The organism is Myceligenerans cantabricum, from assembly GCF_054777735.1.
In genome coordinates this window covers 102,373-118,109 of record NZ_BAAHAJ010000002.1, presented here as the reverse complement: position 1 = coordinate 118,109, position 15,737 = coordinate 102,373, and the positions used below count along the sequence as shown (strand labels likewise).

Below are 15,737 nucleotides of genomic sequence, written 5' to 3'. Positions count from 1 at the left end.
TCTCAGGCCTTCTTCTTGACGACGATCTGCTCCTGCTCGACGTCGACGGGCTGGCCGTCGTCGCCGCCGACCAGGGCGACACCATCGCTCTTGACGAAGCCGTTGCGGAACTCGTCGACGCCGCTCTGCAGAGCGCCCTCGACCTCGTCGTTCCACTTGCCGGTCTCGGCGATCTTCTGCAGCACGTCCGACTTGCGCCGCAGGTGGTCCAGCATCTCCGCCTCGAAGCGCTTGATGTCGGCGACAGGGACGTCGTCCAGCTTGCCCTTGGTGCCGGCCCACACGGAGGCGACCTGGTCCTCGACCGGGTACGGCGTGTACTGGGGCTGCTTGAGCAACTCCATGAGGGCCGCACCGCGCTGCAGCTGACCGCGCGACGCCGCGTCGAGGTCGGACGCGAACATCGCGAACGCCTCGAGCGAGCGGTACTGCGCCAGCTCCAGCTTCAACGTACCGGCGACCTTCTTCATCGCCTTGACCTGGGCGTCACCGCCGACACGGGAGACCGAGATACCGACGTCGACCGCCGGGCGCTGGTCCGCGTTGAACAGGTCGGACTGCAGGAAGATCTGGCCGTCCGTGATGGAGATGACGTTCGTCGGGATGTACGCCGAGACGTCGTTCGCCTTGGTCTCGATGATCGGCAGGCCGGTCATCGAGCCCGCGCCCAGGTCGTCGCTGAGCTTCGCGCAACGCTCGAGCAGGCGGGAGTGCAGGTAGAAGACGTCACCCGGGTACGCCTCGCGGCCCGGCGGGCGGCGCAGCAGCAGGGAGACGGCACGGTAGGCCTCGGCCTGCTTCGACAGGTCGTCGAAGATGACCAGCACGTGCTTGCCGCTGTACATCCAGTGCTGGCCGATGGCCGAGCCCGTGTACGGCGCGAGGTACTTGAAGCCCGCCGGGTCGGACGCCGGAGCAGCGACGATCGTCGTGTACTCCAGGGCGCCGGCCTCCTCGAGCGCGCCCCGCACGGAGGCGATGGTCGAGCCCTTCTGGCCGATGGCGACGTAGATGCAGCGCACCTGCTGGTTCGGGTCGCCGGTCTCCCAGTTCGCCTTCTGGTTGATGATCGTGTCGACCGCGATCGCCGTCTTGCCGGTCTGACGGTCGCCGATGATCAGCTGGCGCTGCCCACGGCCGATCGGGATCATCGAGTCGATCGCCTTGATGCCGGTCTGCAGCGGCTCGTGGACCGACTTGCGCTGCATGACGCCGGGCGCCTGGAGCTCCAGGGCACGCCGGCCGTCCGTCTCGACCTCGCCGAGACCGTCGATGGGGTTCCCCAGCGGGTCCACGACGCGGCCGAGGTAGCCCTCGCCCACCGGGACCGAGAGGACCTCACCCGTACGGCGGACCTCCTGACCCTCCTCGATACCGGTGAACTCTCCGAGGAGCACCACACCGATCTCGCGGACGTCCAGGTTCAGCGCGAGGCCGAGCGTGCCGTCGTCGAAACGCAGCAGCTCGTTGGCCATCGCACCGGGCAGACCCTCGACGCGAGCGATGCCGTCGGCGGCGAAGACGACGCGGCCCACCTCTTCGGCCACCGCGGCGTCGGGCTCGTAGGACTGCACGAAGCTGTCCAGCGCGGCACGGATCTCGTCCGGCCGGATCGTCAGCTCAGCCATTGCTCTTCTCCTGTCGTGCCGCGGTCGGGCGCGGCGGAAGGTTGTAACTCACGTGGTTCAGCCGGCCAGGCGACGCTGCGCGTCGGCCAGGCGCGACAGGACGGTGGAGTCGACGACATCGGCGCCGACCTGGATGCGCAGGCCACCGACGACCGCGGGGTCGACGGTGACGTTCAGCTGCACGGCGCGGCCGTACGACCGCGCGAGGATCGCGCCGAGACGCTCCTCCTGGGCCCGGCTCAGCACCGTCGCCGACGTCACCACGGCCACGAGGCGCTTGCGGCGCTCGGCCGCGACCCCGCCGAACCAGGTGAGCGCCGGGACGAAGCGGCGGCCCCGGGGGTGCGACGTCGCCCGCAGCGCGAGCGCCAGCGTCACCTCGTCGACCTTGCCGCCGAGCAGCGCGTCGACCAGGGCGCGACGCCGTGCGACGTCGGTGGTGGCGTCGGACAGCGCCTGGCGTGCCGCACGCTGCCCGACGAGCACCCGGGTCACCCGGAAGAGCTCGTCCTCGACCGTCTCGAGCGTGCCGCGCGACTCCGCCGCGGCGAGCGTCGCGTCCACGGCAAGCCGCTCGAGACCGTCCACCAGGTCGGTCTCGCTCGCCCAGCGGGACCGGGCCATACCGGAGACCAGGTCGACCACGCGCTCGTCGAAGCGACCGAGCAGCCCGGCCACCAGAGCAGCCTTGTCCTCGCCGCCGCGGGACGGGTCGGAGAGCGAGCGGCGCAGCGCGCCCGACTCGTCCAGCGCCTCGACGACGGCGAACAGCTGCTCGCCGAGCGTGAGGGCGTCCGCACCCGCGGCGGTCAGGACCGGTTCGAACCGTTCCTGCGCCGCCTCCAGCGATGCTCCGCTCGTTCCCCGCATCACGCCTCCTTGGTGCTTCCGGCCGACACCGTGTCCTGGGCCTGGGCCGCGTCGAGATCGTCGAGGAAGCGGTCCACGACGCGCGACTGGCGTGCGGAGTCCTCCAGCGACTCACCGACGATCTTGGACGCGAGGTCCGTGGCCAGCGAACCGACCTCGGAACGCAGCGACACGGCGGCCGCCTGGCGCTCGGCCTCGATCTGCCGGTGCGCGGTCTCCGTGATCCGGGCTGCCTCGTCGCTCGCCTTGGCCTTGAGATCACTGATGATCGCGGAGCCCTCGGCACGGGCCTCCTCGCGCACCTGCGCCGCCTCCCCACGGGCCTCGGACAGCAGGCGCTCCTGCTCCTCGAGAGCCTTGTCGGCCTGCGCCTGCGCCTCTTCGGCCTTCTTGATACCGCCCTCGATCTGCGCGGCGCGCTCGTCGAGCACCTTGTTCATCGGGGGCAGCACGTACCTGTAGAACGTGACCGCGATGATGACCAGCACCACCGCCGACCACAACAGGTCGTAGCCGGCCGGCAGGAACAGGTCGATACCTTCCGGTTCTTCCGTCGCCGCCAGGATGTTGGCGGCGCTCGCGCGCGCCGACATCACGCGGCCGGGAAGAGGAAGCCGGCGACGAGCCCGAGCAGGGCGAGCACCTCGACGAAAGCAACACCGAGGAACATGGTCGCGCGAAGCTGGCCGGCGACCTCGGGCTGGCGGGCCATACCCTCGATCGTCTTGCCGATGAGGATGCCGAGGCCGATACCCGGGCCGGTGGCGGCGAGACCGTAGCCGACCGCGTTCAGGTTACCGGTGACCTCAGCGAGAGTGGTGACGTCCACTTGCGTCTTCCTTCCGTTGGGCGCCGGAGCTCGGTCCGGCGTCGCGTGGTTGCGTACGGACGCATCGTGCGCCCATCGCCATGGGGTTCAGTTGAAGTGTTCGGGTGCCGTGCGCGGGGAGCAGTGCGGGCCGACGGCCCTCAGTGCTCCTCCTCGAGCGACATGTTGATGTAGACCGCGGCCAGCAGCGCGAAGATGTACGCCTGCAGGAACCCGACCAGGACCTCGAACAGCGTCACGAAGATGCCGGCGGGGAGGGTCAGGACGCCGAAGGCCATCAGGCCGGTACCGGCCGAGTCGACGACGAAGAACTGGGTGGCCGCGAAGCAGAGCACCAGCATGATGTGTCCGGCGACCATGTTGGCCACGAGCCGGACCATCAGCGAGCCCGGGCGGATGATCAGGATCTGCAGCAGCTCGATCGGCGTCAGGATGAAGTAGATCGGCCACGGCACGCCGGGCGGGAAGAGGTTCGCCTTGAGGTAGCCGCCGAGGCCGTGCTTCTGGATGCCGGCGTGCCAGTACGTCACGAACACCCAGAGCGCCAGGAGCAGCGGGACACCGATCCGGGACGTCGCGGCCAGGTTCAGGCCAGGGATGACGCCCGTGAGGTTGAACGCCAGGATCGTGAAGAAGATCGTGGTCAGCATGGGCACGTAGCGCTTGGCGCGCTCCTTGCCCATGATCTCCTCGACGATCTGCACGCGCACGAAGTGGAGCAGGTACTCGACCGCGGCCTGGAACCGGCCGGGCACGACCTTGGCGCGACGGGCGGCGATCACGAAGACCGACAGCAGCACGATCGTCGCGATGACGCGGATGATCCAGATCCGATCGATCTGGAAGATGGTCTCGCCGAACGCGATGGCCGACGGGAAGAAGTCAGACAACGACGGCGGGTGGAAGCCGCCCGCGTCCTCGTGGCCTTCTGCGGCGGCAAGGATCATGGACGTCGCTAACGTGGACAGGAGGACTCCCAGATTGGTCAGAGGCCTGGCGCGCATTGCCGACTGGCGGAACGGGCGCACCATCGGGCCTGGCCGTCATGGATTCGCAAGTAGCCTAACGCATGTTTCGTACCTTCAGGGCCTCTGAGACCAGTCAAGAGGCCCCTTGTGACGAATTGCGCAATGGGATGTCAGGACGATCACGCATCGGTGTACGGCACCCGGCCGCCGCGCACGGCGCGGTAGTCGAGCAGGGCCGACCCGACGGCACCGATCAGGAGCACCACGAACAGGATCACGCGGTCGTAGAAGTCCTGCCCGCGCAGCACCACGAGAACGACCACCAGCACGGCCATCTTGCCGAGCCAGCTGCCCATGACCACGGCACCCATGGTCGTCGGGTCCTTGCCGATGGTTCGCGACATCGACCAGACGGTCACGCCGGAGAAGAAGGCCGCCAGGGCGGCACCGATCAGCGCACCCCACACGCCGGCAGTCCCGGACACGATCAGGCCCACCACCGACCCGACCACGGCCAGGCCGGCCACCAGCAGACCGCCGTCGCGCAGGGCGGTGCGCAGGACCGCACGCTCGGTGCGGTGGGCGTCGGACGTCTCAGACATTGCTCTCCTCGTTCTTCGTGGTGGGGTCGGTGGCGACCGACTGCGCCGCGGCAGCGGGCGCGGCCCCGATCTCCGCACCGTGCGCCGTGGCACCCGTGCGCGGGCCCGGTTCGGTCCGCTCCTTCCCGTGGTGCGCCAGCGCGGCGTCGTCGTCCAGGAAACGTCCGCGGTTCCGCAGCGGACCCATCGTCACCACGACCGCCACGAGGACGGCCGCCGCCGTGCAGGCCATCACGATCCGCCAGTCCCACGCCACGAGCGCCGCCGCGCTGAACGCGAACACGGCGGTCCACACGTACAGGATCAGCACGGCGCGGCGGTGGGAGTGGCCGAGGGCGAGCATGCGGTGGTGCAGGTGCAGGCGGTCGGGCGCCATCGGCGACTTCCCGGCGGCGAGCCGCCGCACGACGGCCATGGCCATGTCGGTCAGCGGCAGCATGATCACCGCGACGGGCAGCAGCAGCGGGAACAGGGCGGGGATCGCCGCGACACCGGTCATGACGTCCGGCTTGACGTTGCCGGTGACGGTGATCGCGGCGCCGGCCATGACGAGGCCGAGCACCATCGACCCGCTGTCGCCCATGAAGATCCGCGACGGGAAGAAGTTGTGTGGCAGGAAGCCCAGACACACGCCCACCAGCACTGCCATCATCAGGGACGCGACGGACGCGTAGTTGTCCGGCGTGTCCTCGGCCGTGAGCGTGTACGTGTACAGGAAGAACGCCGTGCCGCCGATGGCGATGATCCCCGCGGCCAGCCCGTCCAGGCCGTCCACGAAGTTCACCGCGTTCATCGCGATCACCACCACGAGCACCGTGGCGATCAGCGACAGGCGCGACGAGGGGATGGTGAGGCTGCCGGGGGTGGGCAGGGTGACGAGCTGTACCTCCTGCAGCGCCATGAACCCGGCCGCGAGGGCCTGGCCGGCGAGCTTGGTCAGCCAGTCGAGGTCCCAGACGTCGTCGGCCCAGCCGAGCAGGCACACGATGAGCGCCCCGCCGACGATGCCGAAGACCTGGCGGTCCGCGAAGACTCCCTCCAGGAACGGCATCCGGGAAGCCAGCAGCACCGCCACGATGATGCCGAGCATCATCGCCAGCCCGCCGGCGCGCGGCGTCGGCACCGAGTGCACGTCGCGGGCGCGGACCGCCGAGATGGCCGAGGTGCGCAGCGCCACCCAGCGGGCGGCAGGGGTCGTCAGGAACGTGACCGCGGCGGCCACGAGCATCAGCAGCAGGTACACCCTCACGCGTCTTCCTCCAGGCTGAGCGAGGGCGCCACCTCGTGCAACGCCCCGGGCCCGATCGCGCCGGAACGTACCACGCGAAGCTCCTCCCCCGTCGCGTCGACGATCGTCGACGCCGTCCCTCCGGGCGCCGCCCCGCCGTCCAGGTAGACGGCTACCGAGTCACCGAGCTGTTCGAGCGCCTCGTGGACGTCGCCCGCGGCCGGCTGGCCCGAGAGGTTCGCGCTCGACACCGCCAGCGGCCCCGTGCGGCGCAGCAGCGCGAGCGCGGCCGGGTGGTCGGGCATCCGCAGCGCGACCGTGCCGTTCGTCTCCCCCAGGTCCCACTGCAGGGACGGCTGGGCGTGCAGGATGATCGTGAAGCCGCCGGGCCAGAAGGCCTCGGCGAGGTCGCGGGCGACGCCTGGCACGTCGGTGGCGAGCCCGTCGAGCGTGGCGACGTCGCCGATCAGCACCGGCGGGGGCATCTGGCGGCCGCGGCCCTTGGCCGCGAGGAGCGCGGCGACGGCGGCGGCGTCGAAGGCGTCGGCTGCGATCCCGTAGACGGTGTCGGTGGGCAGCACCACGAGGCTGCCGCGCGAGATCGCGTTGACCGCCTCGTCGATCGCCGGTCCCCAGGACCCCGGGTCAGTGGCATCGAGCACGGGACGTACAGGTACGGTCACGCGTCACAGTCTTTCATGACTCGCGTGCTCGTCCGCGCCGGTCCGCGCGGCGCGCGACGACCATCCGCGGCCGGCCCGCGAGGTCGTCGCGCGTCGCGGCGCGACCGAACGCGGGGCCGACGGCGGCCGGGGCGGGCGTCCGGGGCCCCGTGGGCTCCGTGGGCTCCGGGCCGGACGGTCCCGGCGTGGCCCGGCGGGCGGCGCCGGGCTCGGGAACCGCGTCCACCATCGCGCGGGCCTCGGACGCCTGCACCTCGGCGTGCTCCATGACGAACAGGCCGCCGGGCCGCAGCAGCCGCGCGGCCGCGGCGGCGATCCCGCGCGGCACCTCCAGCCCGTCCGCGCCCAGCCCGTACAGCGCGACGGCCGGGTCGTGCTCGGCCACCTCCGGGTCGCGCGGCACGGCGTCCGGCGGCACGTAGGGCGGATTGGACACGACGACGTCGACCGCGCCGTCCAGCTCGCGCAGCGCGGTCCGGGCATCGCCCTTGACGAGGTGCACCAGCGCCTCGGCCCGCCCGGCGGCGTCCACCGGGTCGGCGTACCCGCCACCGGGCGCGGCGGCTCGCACAGGTGCGGCGGCGATGTTGCGGGCCGCCCACGCGTGAGCGCCGGCGTCGAGCTCCACGGCGTGCACGCGGCTGCCCGGGACCTCGGTCGCGACGGCGAGCGCGATCGCCCCGGACCCGGTGCACAGATCGACGACGACCGCGCGCGCGAGGCGGGCGGCCTCGTCGACGGCGACCTGGGCGACCTGCTCGGTCTCCGGGCGGGGGACGAAGACACCCGGGCCCACCGCGAGCTCCAGGTACCGGAAGGCCGCGACACCGGTCAGGTGCTGCAGCGGCTCCCGCGCCGCACGGCGGGCGACGAGACCGGCGAGACGCGCGCGCTCGTCGTCGGACACGGGCGTGCCGAGGATCGCGCGGCGGCGCACCTCCGCGGGCCCGACGCCGAGTGCGTGTGCGAGCAGGAGCTCGGCGTCGACCCGCGGGGACCCGACACCGGCGTCGGACAGCACCTGCGCGGCCTGACGGACGAGACCGTCCGTGTCCGCCGGTGGCGGGCCCGGCACGTGCGGCACGCTCATCGGGCCGTGCGGGCGCCGGCGGACCGTGCGCGCGCCGGCGACCTCACGCCTCGCCCGCTTCCGCCAGCCGTGCCGCCTCGTCCGCCTCGATCGCCGAGCGGACGACCGGTTCCAGGTCACCGTCCAGGACGTGGTCCAGGTTGTACGCCTTGAAGCCGGTGCGGTGGTCCGCGATGCGGTTCTCCGGGAAGTTGTACGTCCGGATCCGCTCGGAGCGGTCCACGGTGCGCACCTGGGAACGGCGCAGGTCGGCGGCCTCGGCGGCGGCCGCCTCCTGCCGGGCGGCGAGCAGGCGCGCCCGCAGCACCCGCATCGCGGCCTCACGGTTCTGGAGCTGCGACTTCTCGTTCTGCATCGACACGACGATGCCGGTGGGCTCGTGCGTGATGCGGACCGCGGAGTCCGTGGTGTTGACCGACTGGCCGCCGGGACCGGAGGACCGGTAGACGTCGATGCGCAGGTCGTTCTGGTCGATCTCGATCTCGCCCGGGTCGTCCACCTCGGGGAAGACCAGCACGCCGGCGGCTGACGTGTGGATACGCCCCTGCGACTCCGTGACCGGGACACGCTGCACCCGGTGCACGCCGCCCTCGTACTTGAGGTTGGCCCACACGCCCTGAGACGGGTCTTCGACGGCCTTCGCCTTGATCGCGAGCTGGACGTCCTTGTACCCGCCGAGCTCGGTGCGGTTCCCGTCGAGCACCTGGGCCGACCAGCCGCGCCGCTCCGCGAACCGGACGTACATGCGCAGCAGGTCCCCGGCGAACAGGGCGGACTCGTCGCCGCCCTCACCGGCCTTGATCTCCAGGATGACGTCGCGGCCGTCGTCGGGGTCGCGCGGGATCAGGACCCGGCGGAGCTTCTCGGCAGCCTCCGCCTCGGCGTCCCGGAGGCCGGGGAGCGCGTCGGCGAACTCCGCGTCGGCGCCGTCCTCGAGCGCGGCGAGCTCCTCCGCCGTCTCCCGGTCCTCCCGCGCCCGCTGCCACGCGCGATGTGCCGCGACCACCTGGTTGAGCTCGGCGTACCGCCGTCCGAGGCTCCGCGCGCGCCCCTGATCGGCGTGCACGGCCGGATCGGCGAGCGCACGCTCGATGTCGGCATGCTCCTCGAGCAGCGGCCCGACGGCGGAGAACTGCTCGGTCACGGAGTCACCTCAGGTTCGGTTGCGGGCAGGGCGTCCGGCGCACGACCGACCGGCCCCTGCGCTCGGGACAACAGCAGCGCCGGCGGGCCCGCGCGTCGACTGCCCCTGGAGAGGTTGTGACGCGGCGGTCCCGCCGGCGCTGCGAGAGTGCTACTTGGCGGTCTTCTTGCCGTAGCGCGCCTGGAAGCGAGCCACGCGACCACCGGTGTCGAGGATCTTCTGCTTGCCCGTGTAGAACGGGTGGCAGGCGCTGCACACGTCGGCGCTGATCTTGCCGGACGTCTCGGTGCTACGCGTCACGAAGGTGTTCCCGCAGGTGCAGGTGACCTCGGTGAGGACGTACTCGGGGTGGATACCGGACTTCATGGATGATGCTCCTTGATCTGAGGCTGCCGGGTCGCCCCGCTGTCTGCGGGCCGTGAAGCGGCAGGCCGAGGAACTATTCTGCCAGACGTCGCCGAGGCTGTCGGCCCCGGCGACGTGTGATCTCAGACGGTCTCGCCCGGGTTCTCGTCCGTGAGCTTGCCCGGCGTCGTCTTCTGGACCTCCATGAGGAACTCGACGTTGGACTTGTGCTCCTTGAGCTTGCCCAGCAGCAGCTCGGTGGCCTGCTGCGTGTCGAGTGCGCCCATCACGCGGCGCAGCTTGTAGACGATCGCCAGCTCCTCCTTGGACATGAGGATCTCTTCCCGGCGGGTGCTCGACGCGTTGACGTCGATCGCCGGGAAGATGCGCTTCTCGGAGAGAGAACGCGAGAGCCGTAGCTCCATGTTCCCGGTGCCCTTGAACTCCTCGAAGATGACCTCGTCCATCTTGGAGCCGGTCTCGACCAGCGCCGTGGCGAGGATCGTCAGCGAGCCGCCGTTCTCGATGTTGCGGGCGGCGCCGAAGAACTTCTTGGGCGGGTACAGCGCCGCGGCGTCCACACCGCCGGACAGGATGCGCCCGGAGGCGGGGGCCGCGAGGTTGTACGCACGGCTCAGGCGGGTGATGCCGTCCAGCAGCACGACGACGTCCTGGCCCAGCTCCACGAGGCGCTTCGCCCGCTCGATGGCGAGCTCCGCGACCAGCGTGTGGTCCGAGGCGTGCCGGTCGAACGTCGAGGAGATGACCTCACCCTGCACCGACCGCGAGAAGTCGGTGACCTCCTCCGGCCGCTCGTCCACGAGCACCACCATGAGGTGGACCTCAGGGTTGTTCGCCGTGATCGAGTTGGCGATCTGCTGCATCATCAGCGTCTTGCCGGCCTTGGGCGGTGCGACGATCAGGCCGCGCTGGCCCTTGCCGATCGGGGCAACGATGTCGATCACGCGCGGCGTGAGCTTCGTGGCCTCGGGGTTCTCCAGACGCAGGCGCTCCTGCGGGTACAGGGGGGTGAGCTTCCCGAACTCGGGGCGCTCCCCCGCCTCCTCCGGCGTCATGCCGTTGACCGTGTCGAGCCGGACGAGCGCGTTGAACTTGTTCCGCGCGTTCTTGCCCGACGGCGGCTCCTCGCCCTCGCGGGGCTGGCGCACCGCGCCGGTGATCGCGTCACCGCGGCGCAGGCCCGACTTGCGGACCTGGTTCAGCGACACGTACACGTCGTTCGACCCGGCGAGGTAGCCCGACGTCCGGACGAACGCGTAGTTGTCGAGGATGTCGAGGATGCCGGCGACGGGCAGCAGCACATCGCTCTCGGTGACCTCGACGCTCTCCAGGTCGACGTCCGGGCCCTGGCCCCGGCCACCGCGACGCTTGCGGTCCCGGCCGCGGTCCCGGCCCCGGCGCCGGCGTGAGCGGTCGTCCTCACGCTCGGTGCGCGGGCCGTCGGTGCGCGGGCCGTTGTCCCGCTGGCGGGTGTCGCGACGCGCCTCGCCGCGGTTGCCGCCGTCGCGGGCCTGGCTATCCCGGGCGCCGCCGTCGCGGCCGTTGGTGTCCCGGCCGGCGTCACGAGCGCCGTCCCGGCCGTTGCCGTCCCGGCCGTTGCTCTCCCGGCCGGTGTCGCGCCCCGAGCCGCTGCCCGTGCGCTCCTGCTTGCCCTGGCGGGTCTGGCCGTGGCGGTTCTCACCGGTCTCGCCGTTCTGCTGGCCGTCCCCGGCGGGGGTGCCCTGGTCGCGGCTCGCGCGGCGCGAGCGCGGCTGCGCGACGGCCTCGGCCAGCTCGGCGAGGCGGGCGGCGCGGTCCTCGCCCGACGGAGCATTGGTCTCGGTGGTCGCGCTCGCCGTGGCGGGGACCACGGCGGTCGCCACGGGGGCGGACGCCGCGGCCGCGACGGGAGCAGCGGACTCGGCCGGTGTGTCGGCGGGCTGCGATGCGCTCGCCGCCTTCGCAGGCCGACGACGCGACGCTGCGCCGCCGACGGGCTCACCGGTGGTGGTTCGGATGGCCTCGACGAGATCGCTCTTGCGCATCTTCGAGATGCCCTTGACGCCGAGCTCGGAGGCGAGCGACTGAAGCTCTGCCAGACGCATGGCGCTCAGCGCGCCGCTTGCGGGCTTGGCGTTATCGGTGGTGTCTGTCACGAAGGACCCTTCCCCCTCGGAACTGCGGCCTGCTCTCTTGGGAAGGCCACATAGGCGGTGCGCCCAGATGGGAACGGGCGCTGAAAACCTCGCATCAGTGGTACGACGTCGGCTGACGGGGGCAGTTGTCGGCCTGAGATGCGGCAACCGAACGAGCTCGCGCACACGAACACAGTGTGGACGGCGGGTGGTTCGGCCTTGCTCACGGGTTCGCGGCGTGATGACTCACTTGATGCCGCTTTCTATCCCGAAAGGCTCACTGCATCCTACCACCTCGTCAAGGCTTGGTATCCAGTAACTCAGGCCCTTTTTTCCCGGGTCCTGGGCGCGGACGATAACGCATCCGCGTTGCCGGCTCGTCTCCTCGCCCGCGCACCCGCGGCATCGATCCCGGGCCGCAGCACGCGCCAGCCCGCGGTCTCGTCGATCAGCGCCGCCAGCACACCGTCCAACCGCCCGGTGTCCTGGCTGCTCGTGAGAACCAGCACCGAGGGTCCCGCACCGGAGACCGTCGCCGCGAGTCCTTCCGCGCGCAGCGAACGCAGAAGTTCGCCGGACGCCCCGAGCACCGCCCCACGATACGACTGGTGCAGCCGGTCCTCGGTGGCGTCGAACAGCAGCTCGGGCCGGCGTGCCAGCGCCTCGACCAGCAGCGCGGCGCGTCCCGCGGTGAACGCGGCGTCGGCGTGCGGGACGGCTTCCGGCAGCGCGGCACGAGCGCGCGAGGTCTCCAGGCGCACGTCGGGCACGACCACCGTCGCCTCGATGTCCGGGTCCACCTCCAGGTCGACGGCGCGCGGCCCGTCGTCGTCGGTCCAGGCCACCGTGGCACCGCCGGCGATGGCCGGCGCCGCGTTGTCAGGATGGCCCTCGAAGTCGGTGGCGAGCCGGAGCACGGTCGCCGCGTCGATGGCGCGCGGGTCGGCCAGCAGGGCTCGCCCCGCGACGATCCCGGCGACGACGGCGGCCGACGAGGACCCCATGCCCCGCCCGTGCGGGATGACGTTGCGGCAGGTCATGTGGATCCCGGTCGGCGTGGCGCCCGCGAGGTCCAGCGTGCGGCGCAGTGCGCGCACCACGAGATGGTCCTCCCCGAGCGGCACCTCCCCGGCGCCCTCGCCCTCGACCTCGACGGTCACCTCGTCGGCCGCGACGAGCCGCACCTCGACCTCGTCGTACACCGCGAGCGCGAGCCCCAGGGCGTCGTACCCCGGACCGAGGTTGGCGCTCGTCGCGGGCACCCGGACCACCACGTGGTCGGCACCGAGCTGCATCTGGTCTGCCTTCTGGGTCATGGCGGCGGAGCGGTATTGGAGGAAGCGGGCGGGCTGCCCAGCGTCCGGGTCAGTCGAGACCGAGCGCCGCGGCGATGGTGACGACGTCGGCGCCGACCTTCGTCGGCCTGACCTCGCCGCCGTCGGCGGTGCGCAGCGCCCAGCCCGGGTCCTTGAGCCCGTGGCCGGTCACGGTGATGACGATCCGCGCGCCGGCGGGCACGAGGCCGCGCGCGGCACGCGACAGCACGCCCGCGACGCCCGCGGCGGAGGCCGGCTCCACGAACACGCCGACCTCGGCCGACAGGATCCGGTGCGCGGCGAGGATCTCCTCGTCGGACACGGCCTCGATCACGCCGCCGGACGTGTCCCGCGCGTCGATCGCCTGCTGCCAGGACGCCGGGTTGCCGATGCGGATGGCCGTCGCGACGGTCTCGGGCTGGTCCACCGGGTGCCCCAGCACGATCGGCGCGGCGCCGGCGGCCTGGAAGCCCCACATCGCCGGCGTGCGCGTCGCGCCGACCGGCCCTGCCGCCGGGTCCGCGTACTCCGTGTAGCCCTTCCAGTACGCCGTGATGTTCCCGGCGTTGCCCACGGGCAGGACGTGGATGTCCGGCGCGTCGCCGAGCCCGTCGGCCACCTCGAACGCGGCGGTCTTCTGGCCCTCGATGCGGTCCGGGTTCACGGAGTTCACGAGCTCGACCGGGTAGGCCTCGGCCAGCTTCCGGGCGGCGACCAGGCAGTCGTCGAAGTTCCCGTCCACCTGCAGCAGCCGGGCGCCGTGCGCGATCGCCTGGCTCAGCTTGCCCATGGCGATCTTGCCGTCCGGCACGAGGACCGCGCAGGTCATCCCGGCGCGCGTGGCGTACGCGGCGGCGGACGCGGACGTGTTGCCCGTCGAGGCGCACACCACCGCCTCCGCGCCGCGGGCGGCCGCGGCCGAGATCGCCGCCGTCATCCCCCGGTCCTTGAACGAGCCGGTCGGGTTCATGCCCTCGAACTTGACGTACACCTCGGCGCCGACGCGGTCACCGATCGCCGGGGCCGGGATCAGTGGCGTGCCCCCCTCGCCGAGCGTCACGACGTGCGTCGTGAGGTGCTCCGGAAGGCGGTCGGCGTACTCGTTGATGACACCGCGCCACTGGTGGGCGGTGGGTGCTGCGACGGTCATCTTCATCCCTCGACTCGCAGGACGGACACGATCCGGCGGACGGACTCGAGGCCGTCCGCCGCGGCGACCGTGGCCGCCAGGGAGGCCTCACGCGCGGCATGCGTCGTGAGGACGAGAGTGGCGCTGCCGCTGGTGGCGGGCGTCTGGCGCACGGTGTCGATCGAGACGCCGTGGTCACCGAGCACGCCGGCCACCTCGGCGAGACCGCCCGGGCGGTCGGCGACCTCGAGGCGCATCTGGTAGCGGGTGACCGCGGCGTCCTGCGGCAGCACGGGCAGCGCGGCGTACGTGGACTCCTGCGGGCCCTTGCCGCCGAGCACGCGGTGCCGGCCCGCGGAGACGATGTCGCCCAGCACGGCCGACGACGTCGGACGACCGCCCGCGCCCTGGCCGTAGAACATGAGCGGGCCGGCCGCGTCGGCCTCGACGAACACGGCGTTGAACGCGCCGCGCACGTTCGCCAGCGGGTGGTCCTTCGGGACGAGCGCCGGGTGCACGCGCGCGGAGACGCCCTCCGACGTCCGCTCAGCGATGGCCAGCAGCTTCACGCAGAACCCCGTGCGGTCCGCCCACTCCACGTCCTCGGCCGTGATCCCGGTGATGCCCTCGCAGGAGACGTCCTTGAGCCGGACCCTGGTGTGGAAGGCGAGACTCGCGAGGATGGCGGCCTTGGCGGCCGCGTCGTGCCCCTCGACGTCGGCGGTAGGGTCCGCCTCCGCGTAGCCGAGCTCCTGCGCCTGCTTCACCGCGATGTCGAGCTCCAGCCCCAGGGAGGACATCTGGTCGAGCACGTAGTTCGTGGTGCCGTTGACGATACCGAGCACGCGCGTGATGTCGTCACCGGCGAGGGACTCACGCAGCGGCCGGACGATCGGGATCGCGCCGGCGACGGCGGCCTCACCGTGGATGTCGACGCCCGCGGCGTCCGCGGCCTGGTAGAGCGTGGGCCCGTCGTCGGCCAGCAGCGCCTTGTTCGCCGTGACGACGGCGGCGCCGTCCTCGATCGCCCGCAGCAGCAGGGTGCGCGCGGGCTCGATCCCGCCCATCAGCTCGACGACGACGTCCGCCTCGTCGACCAGCGCCTCCGCGTCCTTGGTGAACAGCTCGCGGGGGATCGCGATGTCGCGCGGAGCGTCGACGTCGCGCACCGCGATGCCGGCGATCTCCAGCGGCGCGCCGACGCGCGCGGAGAGGTCCTCCTGGTCGTACAGGAGAGTCTTGGCGACCTGGGTGCCGACGACTCCACACCCGAGCAGGGCGACGCGCAGCGGGCGGGGTCCGGTCATCGGCTCTCGTGTCTCCTCACGTGTCGTTCAGGCCGTGGCAGGCCTTGTACTTCTTGCCAGAACCGCAGGGGCACTGCGCGTTGCGCGGCGTGCCCGGGAAGGTTCGCGTGTCGGCAGTGCCCGACGACGCCTGGCCGGTCGCCCCTCCCGCGGCACGACGGCCGCGACGGGTCCCCGGTCCCTGGACGAAGGCGGAACCGCTGCCGTCGTCACTGGGCGCACTGTACGTCAACGGGGTACGACGCGGCGCTTCGAGTCCACGGGCCTGGAGCACCGGGAGCTGCTGCGTCTCGGTGGGCTCCGGCTGACCGGTGCCGAGCCGCCCGCCGCGGGGCGGGACCTGCTCGTCGCGGCCCACCGCGGGCATCACGTTGGTCATGCCGCTCGCGCCCGGGACGGCGGCGGCGTCGGCGGTGGTCCGCGCAGGGCCCGCGGGGCCGGTCGCCGGGGCGGCGCCGGGCGG

General features: G+C 72.0%; 16 protein-coding genes. All 16 read right to left on the bottom strand.

Annotation, left to right across the window (positions count from 1 at the left end; genetic code table 11):
- Positions 1–2: 2 nt before the first annotated feature.
- Positions 3–1,628 carry a F0F1 ATP synthase subunit alpha gene (gene atpA, locus ACYU96_RS01985; protein WP_460748617.1) on the bottom strand — a complete coding sequence of 542 codons (1,626 nt, stop codon included), beginning with the start codon at positions 1,626–1,628 and terminating at the stop codon, positions 3–5.
- A gap of 57 nt (positions 1,629–1,685) precedes the next feature.
- Positions 1,686–2,498 carry a F0F1 ATP synthase subunit delta gene (locus ACYU96_RS01980; RefSeq protein ID WP_460748615.1) on the bottom strand — a complete coding sequence of 271 codons (813 nt, stop codon included), beginning with the start codon at positions 2,496–2,498 and terminating at the stop codon, positions 1,686–1,688.
- Complete coding sequence (locus tag ACYU96_RS01975) at positions 2,498–3,091, bottom strand: F0F1 ATP synthase subunit B (protein WP_460748709.1); 594 nt, start codon at positions 3,089–3,091, stop codon at positions 2,498–2,500. Before ACYU96_RS01975 ends, ACYU96_RS01980 begins: the two co-directional genes overlap by 1 nt.
- The gene (locus tag ACYU96_RS01970) at positions 3,091–3,327 is read right to left on the bottom strand and encodes an ATP synthase F0 subunit C (protein WP_119142629.1); all 237 of its coding nucleotides are present in this window, start codon (positions 3,325–3,327) and stop codon (positions 3,091–3,093) included. Before ACYU96_RS01970 ends, ACYU96_RS01975 begins: the two co-directional genes overlap by 1 nt.
- Before the next feature lie 140 nt (positions 3,328–3,467).
- Positions 3,468–4,274 (bottom strand): F0F1 ATP synthase subunit A, encoded by an 807-nt coding sequence (gene atpB / locus ACYU96_RS01965; protein WP_460748613.1) that lies wholly within the window; start codon positions 4,272–4,274, stop codon positions 3,468–3,470.
- A 200-nt stretch (positions 4,275–4,474) separates the two neighbouring features.
- Positions 4,475–4,897, bottom strand: a complete 423-nt coding sequence (locus tag ACYU96_RS01960; RefSeq protein WP_460748612.1) for a hypothetical protein — start codon at positions 4,895–4,897, stop codon at positions 4,475–4,477.
- Positions 4,890–6,146 carry an MraY family glycosyltransferase gene (locus ACYU96_RS01955; protein ID WP_460748610.1) on the bottom strand — a complete coding sequence of 419 codons (1,257 nt, stop codon included), beginning with the start codon at positions 6,144–6,146 and terminating at the stop codon, positions 4,890–4,892. The genes ACYU96_RS01960 and ACYU96_RS01955 overlap by 8 nt, the downstream gene beginning before the upstream one ends.
- Positions 6,143–6,808, bottom strand: a complete 666-nt coding sequence (locus ACYU96_RS01950) for an L-threonylcarbamoyladenylate synthase (protein ID WP_460748609.1) — start codon at positions 6,806–6,808, stop codon at positions 6,143–6,145. The genes ACYU96_RS01955 and ACYU96_RS01950 overlap by 4 nt, the downstream gene beginning before the upstream one ends.
- Positions 6,809–6,821: 13 nt before the next feature.
- A complete protein-coding gene (locus tag ACYU96_RS01945) occupies positions 6,822–7,898 on the bottom strand; it encodes a N5-glutamine methyltransferase family protein (protein WP_460748607.1) in 1,077 nt (358 codons plus the stop codon).
- 43 nt (positions 7,899–7,941) lie between these two features.
- Positions 7,942–9,042: a peptide chain release factor 1 gene (gene prfA, locus ACYU96_RS01940; protein ID WP_460748605.1), complete on the bottom strand. Its 1,101-nt coding sequence runs from the start codon at positions 9,040–9,042 to the stop codon at positions 7,942–7,944.
- 150 nt (positions 9,043–9,192) lie between these two features.
- Entirely contained in the window at positions 9,193–9,408 is a 216-nt protein-coding gene (gene rpmE, locus ACYU96_RS01935) for a 50S ribosomal protein L31 (RefSeq protein WP_460748604.1), read from the bottom strand.
- A 122-nt stretch (positions 9,409–9,530) separates the two neighbouring features.
- Positions 9,531–11,543, bottom strand: coding sequence for a transcription termination factor Rho (rho, locus tag ACYU96_RS01930; protein WP_460748602.1), 2,013 nt, complete (start codon positions 11,541–11,543; stop codon positions 9,531–9,533).
- 299 nt (positions 11,544–11,842) lie between these two features.
- Complete coding sequence (thrB, locus tag ACYU96_RS01925) at positions 11,843–12,817, bottom strand: homoserine kinase (protein ID WP_460748707.1); 975 nt, start codon at positions 12,815–12,817, stop codon at positions 11,843–11,845.
- A gap of 70 nt (positions 12,818–12,887) precedes the next feature.
- Complete coding sequence (gene thrC / locus ACYU96_RS01920; RefSeq protein ID WP_460748600.1) at positions 12,888–13,988, bottom strand: threonine synthase; 1,101 nt, start codon at positions 13,986–13,988, stop codon at positions 12,888–12,890.
- Between the two features lie 2 nt (positions 13,989–13,990).
- The gene (locus ACYU96_RS01915) at positions 13,991–15,274 is read right to left on the bottom strand and encodes a homoserine dehydrogenase (protein ID WP_460748598.1); all 1,284 of its coding nucleotides are present in this window, start codon (positions 15,272–15,274) and stop codon (positions 13,991–13,993) included.
- A 16-nt stretch (positions 15,275–15,290) separates the two neighbouring features.
- Positions 15,291–15,737, bottom strand: a 447-nt coding sequence (locus tag ACYU96_RS01910) for an SEC-C metal-binding domain-containing protein (RefSeq protein ID WP_460748596.1), incomplete at its 5' end; no start/stop codon positions are given.